The sequence below is a fragment of the Neobacillus sp. DY30 genome, assembly GCF_030123065.1.
GTDB lineage: Bacteria > Bacillota > Bacilli > Bacillales > Cytobacillaceae > Neobacillus.
Genome location: NZ_CP126093.1, coordinates 5,860,256 through 5,876,899 on the forward strand (window position 1 = coordinate 5,860,256; position 16,644 = coordinate 5,876,899).

Below are 16,644 nucleotides of genomic sequence, written 5' to 3' on the forward strand. Positions count from 1 at the left end.
AAATATATCATGAGAGATAAAGTAAAGAGAGGCAAAAAGCCTCTCTTTACTTTGTCTCTATAAAAAGAATATATTTCCCATCTCCTACTACCCTGCTCCGTTAGTGAAAGAGCGTCTCCGGTTCTTGTAGAAACACCCCCTATAATTTAAGTGCATTGTTTCACAAATTTGAGTATAGTAAAAGCGATGCTTTTAAAGTATCGCCTTTACCTCATCCTAGACACCAAGGTACATTTCAGTGATGGGCATGACTTTTTTAATATAGTCCTCCGCGGTTAGTGTGCTATTGGCTTGCCAATCTAACATTGCCCCATAAACTGCCCAACTTAACATGACAGCTGTCATTCTTAAAGACTCCTCATTTCCGAGGTAGTTTTGTTTTAATAACCTCTTATACAATATATCTTGTAACTCTTTTTTCATGACAGCTTCAATTGTGGATGATAATTGTTGGAAATTTCTATTACATTTTGTTTCTAAAGTTTCTAGATATCTTGTCATCGATAAAAATATTTTAATAATCAATGCCTCGTTCAGTACATCTTCCTCATCAATTTGGCTAAGGACATTCACCATTAAATCTTCTTTTATTAGCTTTTCCCTTAAGTCATACTTATCCATAAAGTGATAATAAAATGTCGCCCGATTAACTGTTGCTTCCTTTGTAATATCTAAAATTTTAATATCTTTAAATTCCTTTTTCTTCGAAACCTCCAAAAATGAATCCATAATTAATTTTCGTGTCCGCATAACACGGGGATCTAGTCTTGTCTCAGCCATAAGATATACCCCATTTCTACTTGTTTTTTAGACTATTCCTTAATAATGTCGTATTTACGATAAAACATAGAAAGTATTGATTGTGAGTAATATGTCCTGAGCTTATAATCACATTATACAACAATCGTTGTATAGACAAAAGGTATTGGTTAACAAACTGAACCCACCAAATATTAGCATAAATATTAACAAGAATGGGGAGCAACTAATTTGTTAACTAAAACTCATTTTGCCTACTTAAATAATAAAACAATATAAAAATTGGAGGAATTTAGGATGAATGATTTAACAGGAAAAGTAGCCCTTATCACTGGAGCTTCACAAGGAATTGGTGCAGGAATTGCCAAAACGATGGCCAAGGCAGGAGCAAAGGTAATTGTTAACCACTTGGATTCTCCAGTAGAAGCACAAAAGGTAGTAAATGATATAAATAACGCTGGGGGACAAGCTATTCATATTCATGCGGATGTGACCAGAGCTGATGAAATCAGAGCAATGTTTGATGAGGCAGAGAAGAACTTTGGACTTGTTGATGTTATCGTAAACAATGCTGGTGTCTATGAGTTTAGTAAAGTAGAGGACCTCACGACAGAAAAAATTCGCTTCCAATTCGATGTAAACGTAACAGGGCTATTACTAGTTATTGGGGAAGCTGTACGACGTTTGGGCAATCATGGTGGCAGCATTGTGAATATTGGTTCAACAGCGACGCAAATATCTGAAACAGAAAAAGTTGTTTATACCGCGACAAAGAGCGCAGTCGATGCTGTCACTCGAGTTCTTTCCAAGGAACTTGGTCCACGTAATATTCGTGTTAATTCTGTTAATCCTGGAGGAACAGAAACAGAAGGAGGACATAAACACGGCTTAATTGGTAGCCCTTACATTAATGATCTTGTAAATCGTACTCCATTAGGTCGTCTGGGTCAGCCAGAGGATATTGGACTCGTTGCCACCTTCCTCGCATCGGAGGATGCGCGATGGCTCACAGGCGAAGTCTTACTCGTTTCCGGTGGTTTAAGACCCTAACAATATAATAAAATAAGCTAAAAGAACAGGAAACTCGACTACCTATTTAACTGGGTTCCTGTTTCTTTCTTTGTATTTTCTATGTTTCTATCCGTACATGCTAGTAGTTTAGTCACTTAGTACTACCCTGTGGTTTAATAAATTCATCGTGTATCATCCATAAGATTGCTTAATGACTGCTTATATATGGATGGTGAAACACCAAATCTCTCTTTAAATACCCTCGAGAAATGAGCTACATTTTCAAATCCAGTAGAAAAACATACTTCTGTAATAGAAAAAGGAGAATGTGATAAAAGTTCCTTTGCTTTATCTAGCCTACGATTACGAATCCATTTAAGAGGAGGTGAATTGTATATTTCTTTAAACTCTCTTTTGAATGTGGATAAGCTTCTTCCAGATAAATACGCCAAATCATCTATAGATACAGGATTGAATATGTTTTCCTCAACTACCTGATTAATACTTTTCCTTTCGTTATGTCTTAAATGTAGAAATTGGTATAGAAACTTTTCATCTGTATCTGCAACATCATATAGTAACTCAAGCAGTTTTAATCTGACTAATCCTTCTTTAATTTTATTTGAATCTTTTAATATAGGCTTTAATGATTCAATATATCCTATTAAACGCTCATTCATAGGATAAACTGATACTGGAATAACTCTGGATGGGAATGAGGATTGCAATTTAGTCATTTTTATAAACTCATTTAGTAATTCATCTTTTAAAAAAAACATCATGTAATCAAGCAAATCACCTGAATTTCCATCACCAAATTTCTCGTAACTAACTACAATGGATTTATGAATTAAGAGCATTTCTCTTTCCTTCACTAAGTAGCCCTGGTTACCAAACTTTAATAAATACCTACCTTTAAGGACAAACAATAGCATATGATCCTCTAAAAACATTCTCCCCTCCGTTTTTTTTGTAGGTAAGCATGATTCAATAACAGTCATACCATTCATTTTTATAATTTGACTAGAAGGTTCATGCGACATTCCTTCTGGTACTTTAATTAGCTCACTTATAACGTTTAGCAAGATTCTAACCTCCTTTTCCAAGTTATTTCTTTGTATTTCTAAGCTTTTTTCTAATCATATTCCTAACTATGTTAACCACAAAGATCAAGGGGATATAAAAATAAACAAAATAAAACCCTGAAGCGTAAACATAATTATTAACCTTCTCTAATTTCAAATAATTATCAATTCCAACTGTAGACATTAATACAATCCCAAGTGAAATAACTAGTGAGATTCTAGGCTTAATATCAAACAATCTCTTATAAATTCGGCAGACACTCCATAAATGTAGACATATTGTAGGGATAATAACAGCTAACCAACTAAAGACAAATATAAATTCAAATCTTTCAACAAATGGAAGCTCAATAATCTTTATCATCTCTAATGTTGGCCACTTACTATTTATTAATTGTCCAATACTGAAATAGGTGAAACTTATTAAGGTAACTATAGTAAATAAGAAAATAATATATATAATGGCATAATTTGCCCACTTTTTAGAACTCTTACCGTTTTTCAATAAAGGATAATAAATAAGTAATGTTTCAAAACCAAAATAAATGGAACTGCTTTCCTTAAAGCCACTAATAAAATCAGAAAAGGATAAATTTAATATTGGGGAGAGATTATTCAAATGTACGAATTTCAACGGGAAAAACAGACTAAATAAAAACAAAAGACTAGGAATAAGCGCAAACATGAAACAAATACCAGTTACTACCCTAAAACCACCAGACACTATATAATAGATAATTATTAACATAAGGACACCTAACTCTATAATACTTACCGATGGGAAAGCCCATACTCGAACTATTTCTAAGTAGGTGCGAAAAACAAATATTGATACAGATAAAAAATAAATAGAAATAATAACTGATAATACACTCCCAATAAATTTACCGAAAATATCATTATGAACAGCTATTATATCGCTACTTTCTCCCTGCAATAATTTATATATTAACCATAAAATAAGGAGGATACTAATCCCAATTGACATTACAACAATCCATCCATCATGTCTTGCATTTTTTGCAAGGATATTCTGAAACCCCAAAAGTCCTGTTCCGTTTATGGATGAGATAATAATAAAAAATATAAAAAAATTTGAAACTACATAATTTTCCTTCTGTACGTTTTGCATTATTTGGCTGCTCCTGTATTTACGATATTTACATTTGCTTTAATATTAAATTTTATATTGGGATAGACTCGTTCATAGAATTCGTATCTTTTCCAATCTCTCTGAGCCCCTCTGAATAGTTCCCCAACCCCTACTGGATCAACATCTTTGTTTTTTAGTTTTTCTAATAGCTTTGTTAATTCTGTCCCTATATTAGTTTCAATTTCTTTTGAAAGTTTATTATTTATATTTGCAACAGATAATTTAGAAGCTTGTTCTTTAAGGTAAACCTTTAATTTAAAATTGAATGTTACCTCAGCATTATTTATCTGTACATCTGAGTTCTTATGGTTTGAAACTATTTTTATTAATAAAGGGTTATTATCACTCGTTGTAAACTCATATGTACTGTTAAACCCAAGTTCATCAACTAAGATTTTCAGCATTAGGGTCTCTTTATTATTAAGAGATAATGTAAGCTTCTCATCTTTAAAAACCCCTACTCCATTACTCACAATCAAACCCTTTTCATTTATATCCATTTTAGGGATATACATATCTTGCCCCTCACTAAAATATTGATAACTTACTGTATGAAGATTACTAAAGGGAACATTTCCATTACGCATACTCTGGTCTAATACTGAAGATAGATAGTATGGAGGGTAGTCCATACTTTCCTCTAATAGTTCACTTGCAGGTTTATTAGAAATAATAAGGGTAATATTGCTGCTTATATTGGGATCACTATTTAAATTGCGTATTAAATCCGAAATTCCCTTTTTGGCAAAATTTCTACTAACTAAAACTGAACCCAATTGTGACATATCAATCCTATGTGCAGTTTGGTTTGAAAAGGACGTGAATACGCCCGTTGTCGTGTTTGACTCAGATGTAAACAACTTTCTTGGGTGAGATTCCTGCATGGATTCAACATAAACAGGATATGACGCTGTACCTTTTATTTTGTTATTTTCTAAATCATAACCTAGGCTTTGAATGATCTTTACATCATCTATTATCGTTGTCCTTGAACAACCGCTTATAAATAAACAAATAATAAAAATCCCTACAAGTCTCCTACACAAGTTACTTTTATTCATTATTAAAATCATCCCTCTTGTCTTTTCTCCTTCCATTCACATAGAATCTGGACAGGATGAGTGGTCTAAAAATTGTTCGTCTCTTATTAATGTAAGGTAAAGGGAACCTAACAAAACCGTCAGTCAAATCATGATAACGAAAGGGATAAAGGGGGGCCAGGTATGGGATCCCAAATGATTTCAGACGAATAATATGTGTGAATAGGACTATTACTCCCGCAACTAACCCTAATCCTCCCCATATTGATGCTAGAATAATTAAAGGGAACCTTAAAAAACGAATAGTGTTTGACATTTTAAAAGTCGGGGTGGTAAATGATGCTAATGCAGACAAAGCAACAATGATAAGTAATATGTTACTGGTTAATGCTGCTTCAACAGCTGCTTGTCCAATAACAATCCCCCCTACAATTCCCAATGTTTGCCCAACCTTTGTTGGAAGTCGAGCACCAGCTTCTCGTAGAAACTCAATAATGATCTCCAAGAAGAGCGCCTCTATTAATGGTGGAAAAGGAACGTTTACTCTCGAATCAATGATAGGTCCTAGCATATCCTTTGGTATTATAGCAATGTGATAAGTTAGAACAGCTACATAAATGGGAGTTGCTGTAATTGAGAACATAACTCCTAAAAACCTTATCATTCGAAAAAAGCTTCCAAGTACCCACGGTAATAAATAATCTTCAGGAGAAACAAAAAAGTCGAAAATGGATGTTGGAGCATTAATTGCGTAAGGAGAACCATCACATAGTATAGTAAGTTGTCCGTTTATTAGGCAAAAGGCTGCACGATCTACTCGCTCAGTAGTCAATAACAAGGGAAAAGGAGTATTCGAATTATCAGTAATTAATTGGTCTAGCATTGAACTATCACAGATTAAATCATAGTCAAGTTCTTTAATTCTTTGTCTAGCTGTATAAAGATATTCTTTATTGATGACCCCATCCAAATATGCAATTACAACTTTTGTATTTGAAGTGGTTCCGACAATCATTTCCTCAAATTTAAGATTAGGTGTATTCAAACTTTTTCTTAATAAACGCAAATTAATATCGATATTTTCTACAAAACCAACTTTAGGGCCGATAACACTAGACTCATTTTCGGCATCATTCTGTTCACGATAACCTTTAGAAGTTGTTAACGAGTTTACAACAATACACTTATCTGCATTATTTTTAAAAAATATTATTGAACTGCCCTGTAATACTTGCTCCGAAATCTCTTTCGTATTATTATTTATTTTTGTATCTTTTATAGGAAGTATTGTTCTTATATCCTCTAAACTTGTTATATCTTCAAGGTTTTCCAGAATCGGTGTGGAGATATTATCGTGGATAATTTTTCCATCAACTAAAGAATTAAAATATGCAATAGATAAAGATAATTCACTACTTATAATTAAATTTGAGAAGTCACTGGATTGAGTATAGTAGGAAATAATATCATTAATATTTTTAAATTCAGGTAATGTACTTTTAAGGGAAACCATTGCCTTACTCCCTTCTATCAGTATCTTAGTTCATTATTATAATGTTATCTTCACAATTTTAAGATATACACGGATTAAAAATATTTAAAACACTTAATCCTTACCTTATAAAAAAAGCAAGGAAACAATTATGTCTCCTCGCTTTAATATATAAACGTCTGTAGTAATAAATAATATAGGGTTAAATTTGTGATACTCCACCATCAATTAAAATTTCACTACCATTTAATATAACTACTATCTTCGGTAGCAAGGAATACAATAGCATTAGCTACCTCATCAACTGTCCCCAGCTTTCCTCTTGGAAAGGATACAATTTGTTTTGCTGCTCACGGCAAACGAGTTTAACGCCATTACTTCCCCCTATTACAACTTCTACTGTGCCATTAAACCTGTGTATTTGGTAACCCCATATAGAATAATAATTTTTTTAGGCTTCTTTTATCTTGCACTCTGTTTGATACTTAATTATTAACAAGTCAAGTTCTTGGCTTTTCAATAAAATATAATGGTTTGAAAGTATCCTATTACTCTTATATAGTGTATATAGTTGACATCTTAATATATGAATTTCCCTTAAAAGGTTTTGACATTTATTCATGATTTTTTTCCTTTTTACGGGGACTCTCTATAAATTGTTAATGAAAGATTAATTATTTATATCCTCATGATCTGTACTAGTGATAACATCCTTCCAGGCTTGAATATCTCTTTCAAAGTTTGCTGTCTTTTCTTTAAACATTTGAAGAGTATCGCTACCTAGCGGGAGATGTACGGGTGCTTCTTTGGCATTTCCTAACAAAACAATTGCTTTGGCTAACTTCACTGGATCACCAGGTTGTTTTTTATTTATATGATTAGCAATTCTTCTCATTTCACCAACTGTTTCATCATAATCAGGAATAATGTTGCTTGATTGAATTAGGGAAGAGTTATCTAAGAAATCTGTTCTAAAGAATCCTGGTGCTACAACGGTTGCTTTTATACCAAGTGGAGCCAACTCTAGTGCAAGCGATTCAGTCAATCCTTCTACTGCAAACTTGGTTGCACCATATACTCCCCAGCCAATAAACCCACTCAATCCGCCAATTGATGAAATGTTAATTACATGACCGGACCTTTCTTTACGCATGTATGGCAATACTGCTCTAGTAACATTAAGTAAACCAAACACATTGGTCTCAAAGTTTTTTCTTGCCTCATCTGTGGATGATTCCTCAACAGCGGCCAGAAGTCCGTATCCAGCGTTGTTTACTAGAATATCGATCTTTCCGTATTTTTCTATTGTTTCATTTACTGCTTTAAGAGTCTGTTGTTCATTAGTTACATCCATAACAACAACACTAAGATTTTTGGGATTCGCTAATTTATCTGATAGAAGTTCTACTGAGTTTCTAACTGTAGCAACTACAATATCACCTGAATCAAGTACGGCCTTTACAATCTCTAATCCAATACCTCTCGACGCACCAGTTATGAACCAAACTTTTTGTTTTTTTGACATCATTATCCACTCTTTTCTTGTTTTTATGAATTGTTCTAGTTGAGCAGGTTATCAATATATATAAATTCAATGCAATTACTTAGTTATCTAAATAATGAAAAAGTTAAATGCATTAGAGTTTAAAGAGACCTAAAAAGGACTAATGAAATAAGCAATCAATTTATCGTTAATCTCCTCCATTGTACGATTTCAGCAAATTGGTTATCTTTTAGCTGATAAGGTAACTATACTAAATAATCTTCATCCTCCCTTTTCTATTTAGGCCAAAATAATTGTCTATTTGGTTCACCCTGAAATGCTTTTTGATATATTACTCTAAATTTCAACGTAAATACTGATATAAAATTACTTTGAGCTGATTATGGTAATAAAAAAGGGACGCTTAACTATTCAGTTAGCTCCCTATCATATTCAACATCCTATCGTATTCAATACCTATAATACGATAGGATAATCCTTGCTATTAGAATGTTTGTGCAACTTTTACAGCTTTCTCAATACCAGCATGAATAATCTCCTGTGCTTGTTCTGGATATTGATTATGCCCTTCTATTATGACGGTTGTTATATCTTTTACCCCCCAGAAGTTTAAAATTACTTTTAGATAACTCACAGCCATTTCCAATGACTTTGCAGGTCCTTCTGAATAAACTCCTCCACTTGCATTTAATAAAACTATTTTCTTCTCACTGAGTAATCCTTTAGGTCCTTCCGCTGTGTAGCTGAAAGTTTTTCCTACCTGACCTATATAATCTAAATAGGTATGCAATGGAGCAGGTATTGTAAAATTCCAAAGAGGAAAAGCGAATACAACTTTATCAGCAAAAAGGAACTGGTCCAGGTATTTATTGACTAGGTTTGTTGCTGTTTTTTCTTCAGGGCTTAATTCTAGTCCCTTACTCAACTTAAACATCCCATTTATCTTATCTGTATCGTAATAAGGTAAATTCTCTTTAAAGATATCAAGCTCTATTATTTCATCCTCAGGATGAGTCTCTATATAACTCTCTAAGAATGATTGATAGAGTTGTACACTTACTGATTGCTCTAATGGTCGAGAATTTGCTTTTATAAATAAAACTTTTGCCATTTTAAATTCACTCCTTAATTTGATTGATCCTTAATACTTACGCAACACCCGTTGCATAGTTTATAATAAGATAGGCAGGAAGAAGGTACAATCGTCAAATTTCTAAAAATATTGTTTATCCAACAAAATTTAAAAATTGTCTTATTACTGAGGTGAAAAAATGACTATACAGAAACTTGACCCAAGAATTATACGAACCAGGAAACTACTTGAAGATGCCTTCACTAGCTTAATACAGGAGAAAGACTTCAATTCTATTACAGTAGGAGATATTACAACGAGGGCAACCGTTAATCGAGCAACTTTTTATGCGCATTTTACCGATAAATACGAACTATTAGATTCTACAATAACGAATGATTTCAGAAATTATCTTACACAAAGACTCAATTGTCATAGTCTATTCAATCAAGAGACTCTTACTAATATCCTATTCGTTATGTGCGATTATCATAAAAACCTTAGTACCCTTTGTTCTAATAGATATCAATCCTTGGGAACGGTTATTCAAAATAATATTATTGAAGAATTACACAATTTTATCTATAACTCTTTAGTTCATACTAATGAACAAACACCTGGTTTATTCAAACTAGAGTCAATTAAAACCATTTCAACAATGCTAAGCTGGAGTATCTACGGTGCAACATACTCTTGGAATAAAGAGGGTAGGAAAATCTCTACAGAGGAATTTACAATAAATATGCTACCAATAATAATGGATGGGGTAGGTTCTTTTATTTTTAATAATGAATTATAGAAAAAACAAGAAAAGGACACTATTTTTTTGACAGTGTCCTTTTCTGCTGATTTATTTATTAAAGATTAAACAAAATATTATTTAAGACAAAAAACTCTTACACGCATACAAAAGATTTTGTATATAGACCTTACTTTATTAATTTTCAGCAGAAACCTTCTCCATTAAACGCTTTAATTTACTTTCTGTTTCCTCTACAGGTGTATAGATGCTGCATCGTAAATCCAAATCACCTTGAACTTGAAGAGAAGTTAAATTAAACAACATTTTCCCTGCTTTAGCATGTCTGAATTCAATTATCATTTCTGGAGCCTTACTTACTTGACTTTCTTGCCATAAATCGCGGAATTCTGAATGTGAATGACTCATTTCGTTAATAAATTGGTTATACCACTCATCACCTAAGTATTGTCCGTAATAGGTACGGAAAATGGCCAGAAAACCTTTCGCGAAATGTTCCCAATTGACGGCCAATGCCTTAAATTCTTTTCTAGTGAACACTAAATGTATCAAATTTCTTTGTTCATTTGGTATTTGTTCAAAATCTAAAAAAACTTGAGCAGCAGCAGGATTCCAACCCACAATATGGCAATGCCGATCTGTAATGATAGTCGGACAATATCTTAATTCAGCTAATATTCGTTTTAGTGAGGGGCTAAGCTCTGATTGAACCTTTTTTGGATTTGTAATTTCTGATTTTGATTCTAATGTCAGGTCATATAAGTAGTCTGTTTCATCATTGTTTAATTGCAAAGCTGCAGAAATACAATCAAGTACGCTTGAAGAAACTTTTATATCCCTTCCTTGCTCTAGCCATGTATACCAAGTGGTACTTACACCCGCTAATTGTGCAACCTCTTCCCTTCTTAACCCCGGTGTCCTTCTACGGGTTCCGGTAGGTAAACCTATCGACTCTGGCTTAATTTGGGCACGCTTAGCTTTTAAGAATGTCGACAAAGCTTCAAGCCTAGTTTTATCATTCATTTTTTGACTCCTTATTGAATTAATTTAACATAGTAGTAATTATACTAGGATAAACAATCACTTGTAATAGCATAATGTGGATGTAATATATAAGTATATTATTGATTTGGAGGAATGAAAAGTGGAAAGAGTCGTAATTACCGGTATGGGAGTAGTTTCTCCTATAGGAAACAACATTCAAACATTTTGGAACAATCTAATTAACGGGGAATCTGGTATATCTGCTATTGACAAATTTGATGTTAATAATCATAAGACAAAAATTGCAGGTATCGTCAAAGATTTTAATGCAGATGAAGTTTTAGGAAAGAAAGAAGCGAGACAATTAGATCGTTTTTCTCAGTTTGCTCTGGCTGCAGCTGAACAGGCTTGGGCAGATTCTAAGTTGGACCTCGATCGTATAGATGTAGAAAGGTTAGGCGTATACGTAGGCTCAGGCATAGGAGGACTTGAAACCTTAATTGAAAATATTGATACACTTAGGCAGAAGGGGCCAAGAAGAGTCAGCCCAACTCTAGTACCTGCCATGATTTCTAATGCTGCTGCTGCACAAATCAGTATCAAATGGAACGCGATGGGACCTTCTATGTCGCCTGTATCTGCTTGCGCAATTGGAAATACAGCTATTGGAGAAGCCTTTAGACTAATTCGTACTGGAGATGTTGACGTTGTTTTTGCGGGTGGAACAGAGGCAGCTATAACAGATTTATCAATAGCAAGCTTTGGTAATGCTACAGCATTATCAACAAGAAACGATGATCCCACTAAAGCTAGTCGTCCATTTGATGAAGATCGAGATGGATTTGTCATGTCAGAAGGAGCTGGAATTCTAATACTAGAATCTTTATCTCATGCATTACGCAGAGACGCAAAGATTTATGCTGAAATCATTGGGTATGGTGCAAGTTCAGATGCACACCATATCGTAGCTACACATCCGGAAGGTAGAGGCGCTTATCTAGCAATGAAATCTGCTTTAAAAAATGCCAATATATCACCTGAAGAAATTGATGTAATTAGTGCACATGCAACAAGTACAAAAGTGGGGGACATTTCAGAAACGATAGCTATTAAACAGCTTTTTGGAAAACAAGCTTATCAAATTCCTGTAACAGCTAATAAATCTATGCTTGGTCATATGCTAGGAGCGGCTGGAGGAGTAGAAGCAATTGCGCTAGCGATGAGTTTAAAGGAAGGGATCATTCCTCCAACAATTAACTTGAAATATCCTGATCCATTATGTGATCTAGATTATGTACCATCTGTTGCTCGCCAAGTGAATTTGACTACAGGGCTATCTAACTCATTTGGTTTCGGAGGTCATAATGCAGCTATTATTTTAAGGAAATACGAGTGAATAAAATTTCCCTCGTCAATCTAACCGTCTCCTCTAGAAACGGTTCCATTTTCATACTCTTTTCCTGCCCATAACTTGTCCTTAAAACAAATTAAAGCTATCATGAAGTATAAAAATATCTAAAAAAATAGGCCGCTGATCCATAATCAGCGGCCTTGAAAAATAAAACACAGGGGGTTTTGTACTAGTTTGCCCTGGCTGAGAAAAATTATACAAAAAATAAACAAAAAATTTCCGGCGCAGCTTGGCCGGAAAATGAGGATTATTTTGAGGGTAAAAGTTTTTCTTTTAAAGAGGAACCTCTAAATTCGGGGAAAATGTTCAACAAAGGAACCGTTTTAGTTTTACCAATAATAACCCGGGTTACGACGTCAAAGATGCAGTTTTTCAGAAATGTGAGATATGGTCGTGAATTTCGGATGGTGTATGTGTATGGTGATGGGTGGGGTAGGTCCTGATTGGGCCCATATTTCTTTCAGTTAGCTGCCCTTTCATAATCCATTCTAGCTGGCTGATTCTCTTCTGGAGACCTTCGATGTTTTCATTCATCTGACTGATTTGGCCTTGCAGGTTATCATTCTTCTTATTCGCCCGGCCGACCATTTTTATCAGACTTTCAAGCAGCTGTTCTAAACTGGCGGCGACATCATCACGATTTTTCAAAATGGCAGCTCCTCCTTCGAAATGCTAACTGTAACTGGAGGTGCCGATTCAGCAGCCACATAGTTTGGTTTTGTTCCCAAGAAACGGATGGATTCGGCCACGACTTCTGTTACATAAACACGCTTTCCTTCTCTATTATCATAATGCCGGGTTTGAAGTCTGCCTGTAACCCCGACAACTGAACCCTTTCGACAGTATTGTACAGTATTCTCAGCGGCCTTCTTCCAAATTGTACACTGAACAAAGTCTGCTTCTATCTCTCCATGCTGGTTACGAAATTGCCGGCTGACGGCCAAGGTTACCGTCGTTACTGACAGCCCATCAGAGGTTTTCCTCAACTCTGGTTCCCGTGTCAGCCTTCCAACAAGCGTGACTTGATTGATCATACCATTTTCTCCTCTCCTTTTGATGGCTTAATCATAGACCTTTACGGCCTAGTTGTAAAACTGCGAAACGCAGATTTCAATCGTATTTTCTGATCCAAAATGGTTTCTTCACCAAGGTGAAAAATCCATTTTGAAGCAACGTTTTGAAACCAAATGGTCATTTTGCAAAATACGACAAATATTTTTCGACATTTGTTTCCAGTACTGATATGTTATACTTTAGAAAATGGGACCCGAGAAATGGTATAGGAGGTATTGCAGATGAAAACCTTTAAGTTAGTCGCTTTAGAAATTGTTGAGGATGGAAATTCGGTTGAAGTTCCTTTAGAAGATGGTTTAATTATCAATAAAGAAAATGAACGCGCCAGCTGGCTGCTTGAAGCCTATACAGATTTATCCCTTTACGACTACTTCCAAAAAATCCACGAGCAAAGCCGCGAGGTGATTGTACAAGTAGTGATCACCAAGCGCGAAAATGATCCCGCCTATTTCCAAACCAAAATTGCATCACTTAAAAAATTCGAAAACCACTTGAGCGTCTTGTTTGAAGGCAGATTACGCCGCAACAGAAGTGATTACTCTGAACTTCTGCTCGACAGCCTGCTTGAAAAGGGGTTGGGCGGCCAGGCACTGCTTGAAGAATTCAGGGACAAAATGAAAAGCAAACCAAAGCTAAAAATGAAACACGATTAGTAAAAGGGCAGGCTGCTCCAGCCTGCCCTTTTACTATTATCTGTCTCTGTTGTCACGGTCGTTAGCGTCGCGGTCGTCTTCGATTATTTCTTCACCGGGAGTATTTCGGTCTCTCATCATGTCTTTGTCGGTATCAGTGTTAATATCGTTGTTTCGATAATTCGTGTTGGTGTTGTTTAAATCATTGTCATCGTTGTCACCATTGTTGTTGTTGTTCCCATCTAAATTGTTATCGTCGTCGAGTGGTGTATCCACTTCATCATTTACCGGCGGTGCAGGATTTTGATCATCATCATTATTATTACATCCTGCTAAAAAAGACCCTGATAGAAGTACACTTGCTAGTAATAAAAACAGTTTTTTCTTCAAACGTAAAAGCCCCTTTCCATAGGAAATTATTGACCCTTTTATCGGTCTTATGTTAGTTTCCCCAAGTATGAAAGGACTATTACAAAAAAAAATAATCGGAGATATCCCCGACTATTTTCCTAATGCAAATGTGATTTCAGCTTCGCAGGCCACTTCTCCATCTACTGTCGCCACTGCTTTTCCTTTTCCAATTGGCCCGCGCAAGCGGATTATTTCTACCTCAAGCCGCAATTGGTCACCTGGTTTTACCTGTCTTTTAAAACGGCAGCCGTCGATTCCAGCAAAAAAAGCCAATTTGCCGCGATTTTCTTCTTTTTTCAATACCGCAACTGCTCCAACCTGTGCAAGCGCCTCAACAATTAACACCCCAGGCATTACCGGATAGTCAGGAAAATGGCCATTAAAAAATTCTTCATTTGACGTTACATTTTTGATCCCGACTGCCTTTACTCCTTCTTCCACTTCTAGGATTTTATCTACAAGCAAAAAGGGATAACGATGGGGAATAATTTCTTTTATTTGTTGTACATCTAACATTTTTAGTACCTCCTCATAGGAACTGATATATATATCATACTATTATGAGCATACAAAAAGGAAGGGCAAGATACCCTTCCTCGTTTATTTTTTTTCAACCAATTCAATTATATGTGTCCACGTAGAGGCTTTTAACACATCTCCCGGCTTTCCATTCCCCAGCACACCATAGCCAACCGCGGCACCTGCAACCAAAGAAACACCAGTAAAAATGAGCAAAAGAACAATTCGAAGCCAAATGGGAATCAAACGGATCCGAATCCGTTTATTTGCCATTTCTGTCTTTTGAGCTTTTTGGCCTTTAGGTTCCTTTTCTGCCACAGGACCCTTCTGCACCTCGGCTTGTGTCTTTTTATACTCTTCCCTCGATTTCACCTGGTTTAGATGATTTACTGACATCTCTTTATTCCCCTTTAACCGAAATCCATCTATAGTATCGGATAGATAGTTTGCCCATTCTTCTGCTGTTATTTCGTTTTACTTAATATTATACTCTATTATAAAAAATAATTAGGGAATATACAGTAGTTTTTTGCAGAAAAAAGTATTTCCATGGCAAAAAGTGGCGAAAAGTTATGATTGATAATCAAAAAAGCCCAATGATTTATGTCATTAGACTTTTAATTGGTAAGATGTCCTACCTTATTAAATAATTTTACGCTTCGCAATGCGGTCAATGTTGTCGAGCATAATTCCTGTTCCGACCGCTACGCAGTCCATTGGGTTTTCAGCCACTAAGACTGGTACCTTGAGCTCGTCTGCAAGTAATGTGTCGATTCCGTGCAGCAAGGCTCCTCCGCCTGTTAAAATAACCCCGCGGTCGATGATATCAGCAGAAAGTTCTGGCGGTGTGCGCTCTAGAACACTTTTTGCAGCCTGAACGATAACTGCCACAGACTCGCGTAAAGCTCCTTCGATTTCTTCTGAACGAACCGTAATCGTACGCGGCAGGCCGCTGACCATATCACGTCCGCGGATTTCCATTTCTTCCGAGCGTGATCCTGGGAATACGGTACCAATGTTGATTTTAATATTTTCGGCTGTGCGTTCACCAATCAATAGCTTGTACTCACGCTTAATGTGATTGAGGATTTCCATGTCGAACTTGTCGCCGGCCATTTTTATGGATGAAGAGGTAACAATATCGCCCATTGAAAGGACCGCTACGTCTGTTGTTCCACCGCCGATGTCGACAACCATGTTACCGCTTGGCTGGAATATATCCATCCCTGCACCAATTGCTGCCACTTTCGGCTCTTCTTCCAAGTAAATTTTCTTTCCGCCGCTCTTTTCCGCTGCTTCTCGGATCGCTTTTTGCTCAACGCTTGTAATATTCGTTGGACAGCAAATCAGAATACGAGGTTTGGATAAAAAGCCCTTTACGTTCAACTTATTAATAAAATGTTTTAACATTGCTTCTGTTACATCAAAGTCAGCGATTACCCCATCTTTTAATGGGCGGATCGCGACGATATTACCAGGTGTACGTCCTACCATTCGGCGAGCTTCCTCACCAACAGCAAGAACACGATTCGTATTTTTATCTATTGCTACGACAGATGGCTCATTCAATACAATTCCGCGGCCTTTTACGTGGATTAACACGTTAGCCGTTCCCAAATCAATCCCAATATCCCTAGCAAACATTCTCTTTTCTTTCCTCCTTGAAACGGTCATACTTTCCTAATTGCTAATTGTATCATATTCCATAAAAATTCCATACTATTATCCTAAAAAACG

19 protein-coding genes are annotated in these 16,644 nt (G+C 35.7%); 4 read left to right on the forward strand and 15 right to left on the reverse strand.

The window, feature by feature from the left end; genetic code table 11:
- Window positions 1-216: 216 nt before the first annotated feature.
- The gene (locus QNH29_RS28860) at window positions 217-780 is read right to left on the reverse strand and encodes a TetR/AcrR family transcriptional regulator (RefSeq protein WP_283862664.1); all 564 of its coding nucleotides are present in this window, start codon (window positions 778-780) and stop codon (window positions 217-219) included.
- Between the two features lie 276 nt (window positions 781-1,056).
- On the opposite strand from QNH29_RS28860, the gene QNH29_RS28865 reads away from it, so the two are divergent.
- On the forward strand, window positions 1,057-1,809 hold the full coding sequence (locus QNH29_RS28865; protein ID WP_283862665.1) for an SDR family NAD(P)-dependent oxidoreductase: 753 nt from the start codon (window positions 1,057-1,059) through the stop codon (window positions 1,807-1,809).
- Between the two features lie 143 nt (window positions 1,810-1,952).
- On the opposite strand, the gene QNH29_RS28870 is transcribed toward QNH29_RS28865, so the two are convergent.
- From QNH29_RS28870 to QNH29_RS28895, 7 genes are all read right to left on the reverse strand, one after another.
- Window positions 1,953-2,855 carry a helix-turn-helix domain-containing protein gene (locus tag QNH29_RS28870; RefSeq protein ID WP_283862666.1) on the reverse strand — a complete coding sequence of 301 codons (903 nt, stop codon included), beginning with the start codon at window positions 2,853-2,855 and terminating at the stop codon, window positions 1,953-1,955.
- A 22-nt stretch (window positions 2,856-2,877) separates the two neighbouring features.
- Window positions 2,878-3,987, reverse strand: coding sequence for a GerAB/ArcD/ProY family transporter (locus tag QNH29_RS28875; RefSeq protein WP_283862667.1), 1,110 nt, complete (start codon window positions 3,985-3,987; stop codon window positions 2,878-2,880).
- Complete coding sequence (locus QNH29_RS28880) at window positions 3,987-5,081, reverse strand: Ger(x)C family spore germination protein (protein WP_283862668.1); 1,095 nt, start codon at window positions 5,079-5,081, stop codon at window positions 3,987-3,989. Before QNH29_RS28880 ends, QNH29_RS28875 begins: the two co-directional genes overlap by 1 nt.
- Window positions 5,062-6,561 (reverse strand): spore germination protein, encoded by a 1,500-nt coding sequence (locus QNH29_RS28885; RefSeq protein WP_283862669.1) that lies wholly within the window; start codon window positions 6,559-6,561, stop codon window positions 5,062-5,064. The genes QNH29_RS28880 and QNH29_RS28885 overlap by 20 nt, the downstream gene beginning before the upstream one ends.
- Before the next feature lie 430 nt (window positions 6,562-6,991).
- Entirely contained in the window at window positions 6,992-7,162 is a 171-nt protein-coding gene (locus QNH29_RS30525) for a Spo0E family sporulation regulatory protein-aspartic acid phosphatase (protein WP_481858766.1), read from the reverse strand.
- A 48-nt stretch (window positions 7,163-7,210) separates the two neighbouring features.
- Window positions 7,211-8,068: an oxidoreductase gene (locus tag QNH29_RS28890; protein WP_283862670.1), complete on the reverse strand. Its 858-nt coding sequence runs from the start codon at window positions 8,066-8,068 to the stop codon at window positions 7,211-7,213.
- Window positions 8,069-8,528: 460 nt separating this feature from the next.
- Window positions 8,529-9,155 (reverse strand): FMN-dependent NADH-azoreductase, encoded by a 627-nt coding sequence (locus QNH29_RS28895; protein ID WP_283862671.1) that lies wholly within the window; start codon window positions 9,153-9,155, stop codon window positions 8,529-8,531.
- Window positions 9,156-9,315: 160 nt separating this feature from the next.
- Here QNH29_RS28895 and QNH29_RS28900 point away from each other — a divergent pair, with 160 nt between their 5' ends.
- Window positions 9,316-9,915: a TetR/AcrR family transcriptional regulator gene (locus QNH29_RS28900; RefSeq protein ID WP_283862672.1), complete on the forward strand. Its 600-nt coding sequence runs from the start codon at window positions 9,316-9,318 to the stop codon at window positions 9,913-9,915.
- 138 nt (window positions 9,916-10,053) lie between these two features.
- On the opposite strand, the gene QNH29_RS28905 is transcribed toward QNH29_RS28900, so the two are convergent.
- Window positions 10,054-10,899: a helix-turn-helix transcriptional regulator gene (locus tag QNH29_RS28905; protein ID WP_283862673.1), complete on the reverse strand. Its 846-nt coding sequence runs from the start codon at window positions 10,897-10,899 to the stop codon at window positions 10,054-10,056.
- 121 nt (window positions 10,900-11,020) lie between these two features.
- Between QNH29_RS28905 and fabF the strand changes: the two genes are divergently transcribed.
- Entirely contained in the window at window positions 11,021-12,256 is a 1,236-nt protein-coding gene (fabF, locus tag QNH29_RS28910) for a beta-ketoacyl-ACP synthase II (RefSeq protein ID WP_283862674.1), read from the forward strand.
- Between the two features lie 387 nt (window positions 12,257-12,643).
- Here fabF and QNH29_RS28915 read toward each other — a convergent pair whose 3' ends face one another.
- Together QNH29_RS28915 and ssb are read right to left on the reverse strand one after the other, a co-directional pair.
- Complete coding sequence (locus QNH29_RS28915) at window positions 12,644-12,919, reverse strand: hypothetical protein (protein ID WP_283862675.1); 276 nt, start codon at window positions 12,917-12,919, stop codon at window positions 12,644-12,646.
- Window positions 12,916-13,305: a single-stranded DNA-binding protein gene (gene ssb, locus QNH29_RS28920; RefSeq protein WP_283862676.1), complete on the reverse strand. Its 390-nt coding sequence runs from the start codon at window positions 13,303-13,305 to the stop codon at window positions 12,916-12,918. The genes QNH29_RS28915 and ssb overlap by 4 nt, the downstream gene beginning before the upstream one ends.
- Window positions 13,306-13,566: 261 nt before the next feature.
- Here ssb and QNH29_RS28925 point away from each other — a divergent pair, with 261 nt between their 5' ends.
- Window positions 13,567-13,998 carry a YwpF family protein gene (locus QNH29_RS28925; RefSeq protein ID WP_283862677.1) on the forward strand — a complete coding sequence of 144 codons (432 nt, stop codon included), beginning with the start codon at window positions 13,567-13,569 and terminating at the stop codon, window positions 13,996-13,998.
- A 36-nt stretch (window positions 13,999-14,034) separates the two neighbouring features.
- Here the strand turns inward: QNH29_RS28925 and QNH29_RS28930 are convergent, their stop codons facing one another.
- From QNH29_RS28930 to mreB, 4 genes are all read right to left on the reverse strand, one after another.
- Window positions 14,035-14,367, reverse strand: coding sequence for a hypothetical protein (locus QNH29_RS28930; RefSeq protein ID WP_283862678.1), 333 nt, complete (start codon window positions 14,365-14,367; stop codon window positions 14,035-14,037).
- A 111-nt stretch (window positions 14,368-14,478) separates the two neighbouring features.
- Window positions 14,479-14,904, reverse strand: a complete 426-nt coding sequence (fabZ, locus tag QNH29_RS28935) for a 3-hydroxyacyl-ACP dehydratase FabZ (RefSeq protein ID WP_283862679.1) — start codon at window positions 14,902-14,904, stop codon at window positions 14,479-14,481.
- Between the two features lie 84 nt (window positions 14,905-14,988).
- The gene (locus QNH29_RS28940; RefSeq protein ID WP_283862680.1) at window positions 14,989-15,303 is read right to left on the reverse strand and encodes a DNA-directed RNA polymerase subunit beta; all 315 of its coding nucleotides are present in this window, start codon (window positions 15,301-15,303) and stop codon (window positions 14,989-14,991) included.
- Window positions 15,304-15,549: 246 nt separating this feature from the next.
- Window positions 15,550-16,551: a rod shape-determining protein gene (gene mreB, locus QNH29_RS28945; protein WP_283862681.1), complete on the reverse strand. Its 1,002-nt coding sequence runs from the start codon at window positions 16,549-16,551 to the stop codon at window positions 15,550-15,552.
- Window positions 16,552-16,644 lie beyond the last annotated feature (93 nt).

Bases quoted from the DNA above. Each gene is read 5' to 3' on its own strand.
- QNH29_RS28860 (WP_283862664.1), bottom strand. From the start codon at position 780: ATGGCTGAGACAAGACTAGATCCCCGTGTTATGCGGACACGAAAATTA.
- QNH29_RS28865 (WP_283862665.1), top strand. From the start codon at position 1,057: ATGAATGATTTAACAGGAAAAGTAGCCCTTATCACTGGAGCTTCACAA.
- QNH29_RS28875 (WP_283862667.1), bottom strand. From the start codon at position 3,987: ATGCAAAACGTACAGAAGGAAAATTATGTAGTTTCAAATTTTTTTATA.
- QNH29_RS28880 (WP_283862668.1), bottom strand. From the start codon at position 5,081: ATGATTTTAATAATGAATAAAAGTAACTTGTGTAGGAGACTTGTAGGG.
- QNH29_RS28885 (WP_283862669.1), bottom strand. From the start codon at position 6,561: ATGGTTTCCCTTAAAAGTACATTACCTGAATTTAAAAATATTAATGAT.
- QNH29_RS30525 (WP_481858766.1), bottom strand. From the start codon at position 7,162: ATGAATAAATGTCAAAACCTTTTAAGGGAAATTCATATATTAAGATGT.
- QNH29_RS28890 (WP_283862670.1), bottom strand. From the start codon at position 8,068: ATGATGTCAAAAAAACAAAAAGTTTGGTTCATAACTGGTGCGTCGAGA.
- QNH29_RS28895 (WP_283862671.1), bottom strand. From the start codon at position 9,155: ATGGCAAAAGTTTTATTTATAAAAGCAAATTCTCGACCATTAGAGCAA.
- QNH29_RS28900 (WP_283862672.1), top strand. From the start codon at position 9,316: ATGACTATACAGAAACTTGACCCAAGAATTATACGAACCAGGAAACTA.
- QNH29_RS28905 (WP_283862673.1), bottom strand. From the start codon at position 10,899: ATGAATGATAAAACTAGGCTTGAAGCTTTGTCGACATTCTTAAAAGCT.
- ssb (WP_283862676.1), bottom strand. From the start codon at position 13,305: ATGATCAATCAAGTCACGCTTGTTGGAAGGCTGACACGGGAACCAGAG.
- QNH29_RS28925 (WP_283862677.1), top strand. From the start codon at position 13,567: ATGAAAACCTTTAAGTTAGTCGCTTTAGAAATTGTTGAGGATGGAAAT.
- fabZ (WP_283862679.1), bottom strand. From the start codon at position 14,904: ATGTTAGATGTACAACAAATAAAAGAAATTATTCCCCATCGTTATCCC.
- QNH29_RS28940 (WP_283862680.1), bottom strand. From the start codon at position 15,303: ATGTCAGTAAATCATCTAAACCAGGTGAAATCGAGGGAAGAGTATAAA.
- mreB (WP_283862681.1), bottom strand. From the start codon at position 16,551: ATGTTTGCTAGGGATATTGGGATTGATTTGGGAACGGCTAACGTGTTA.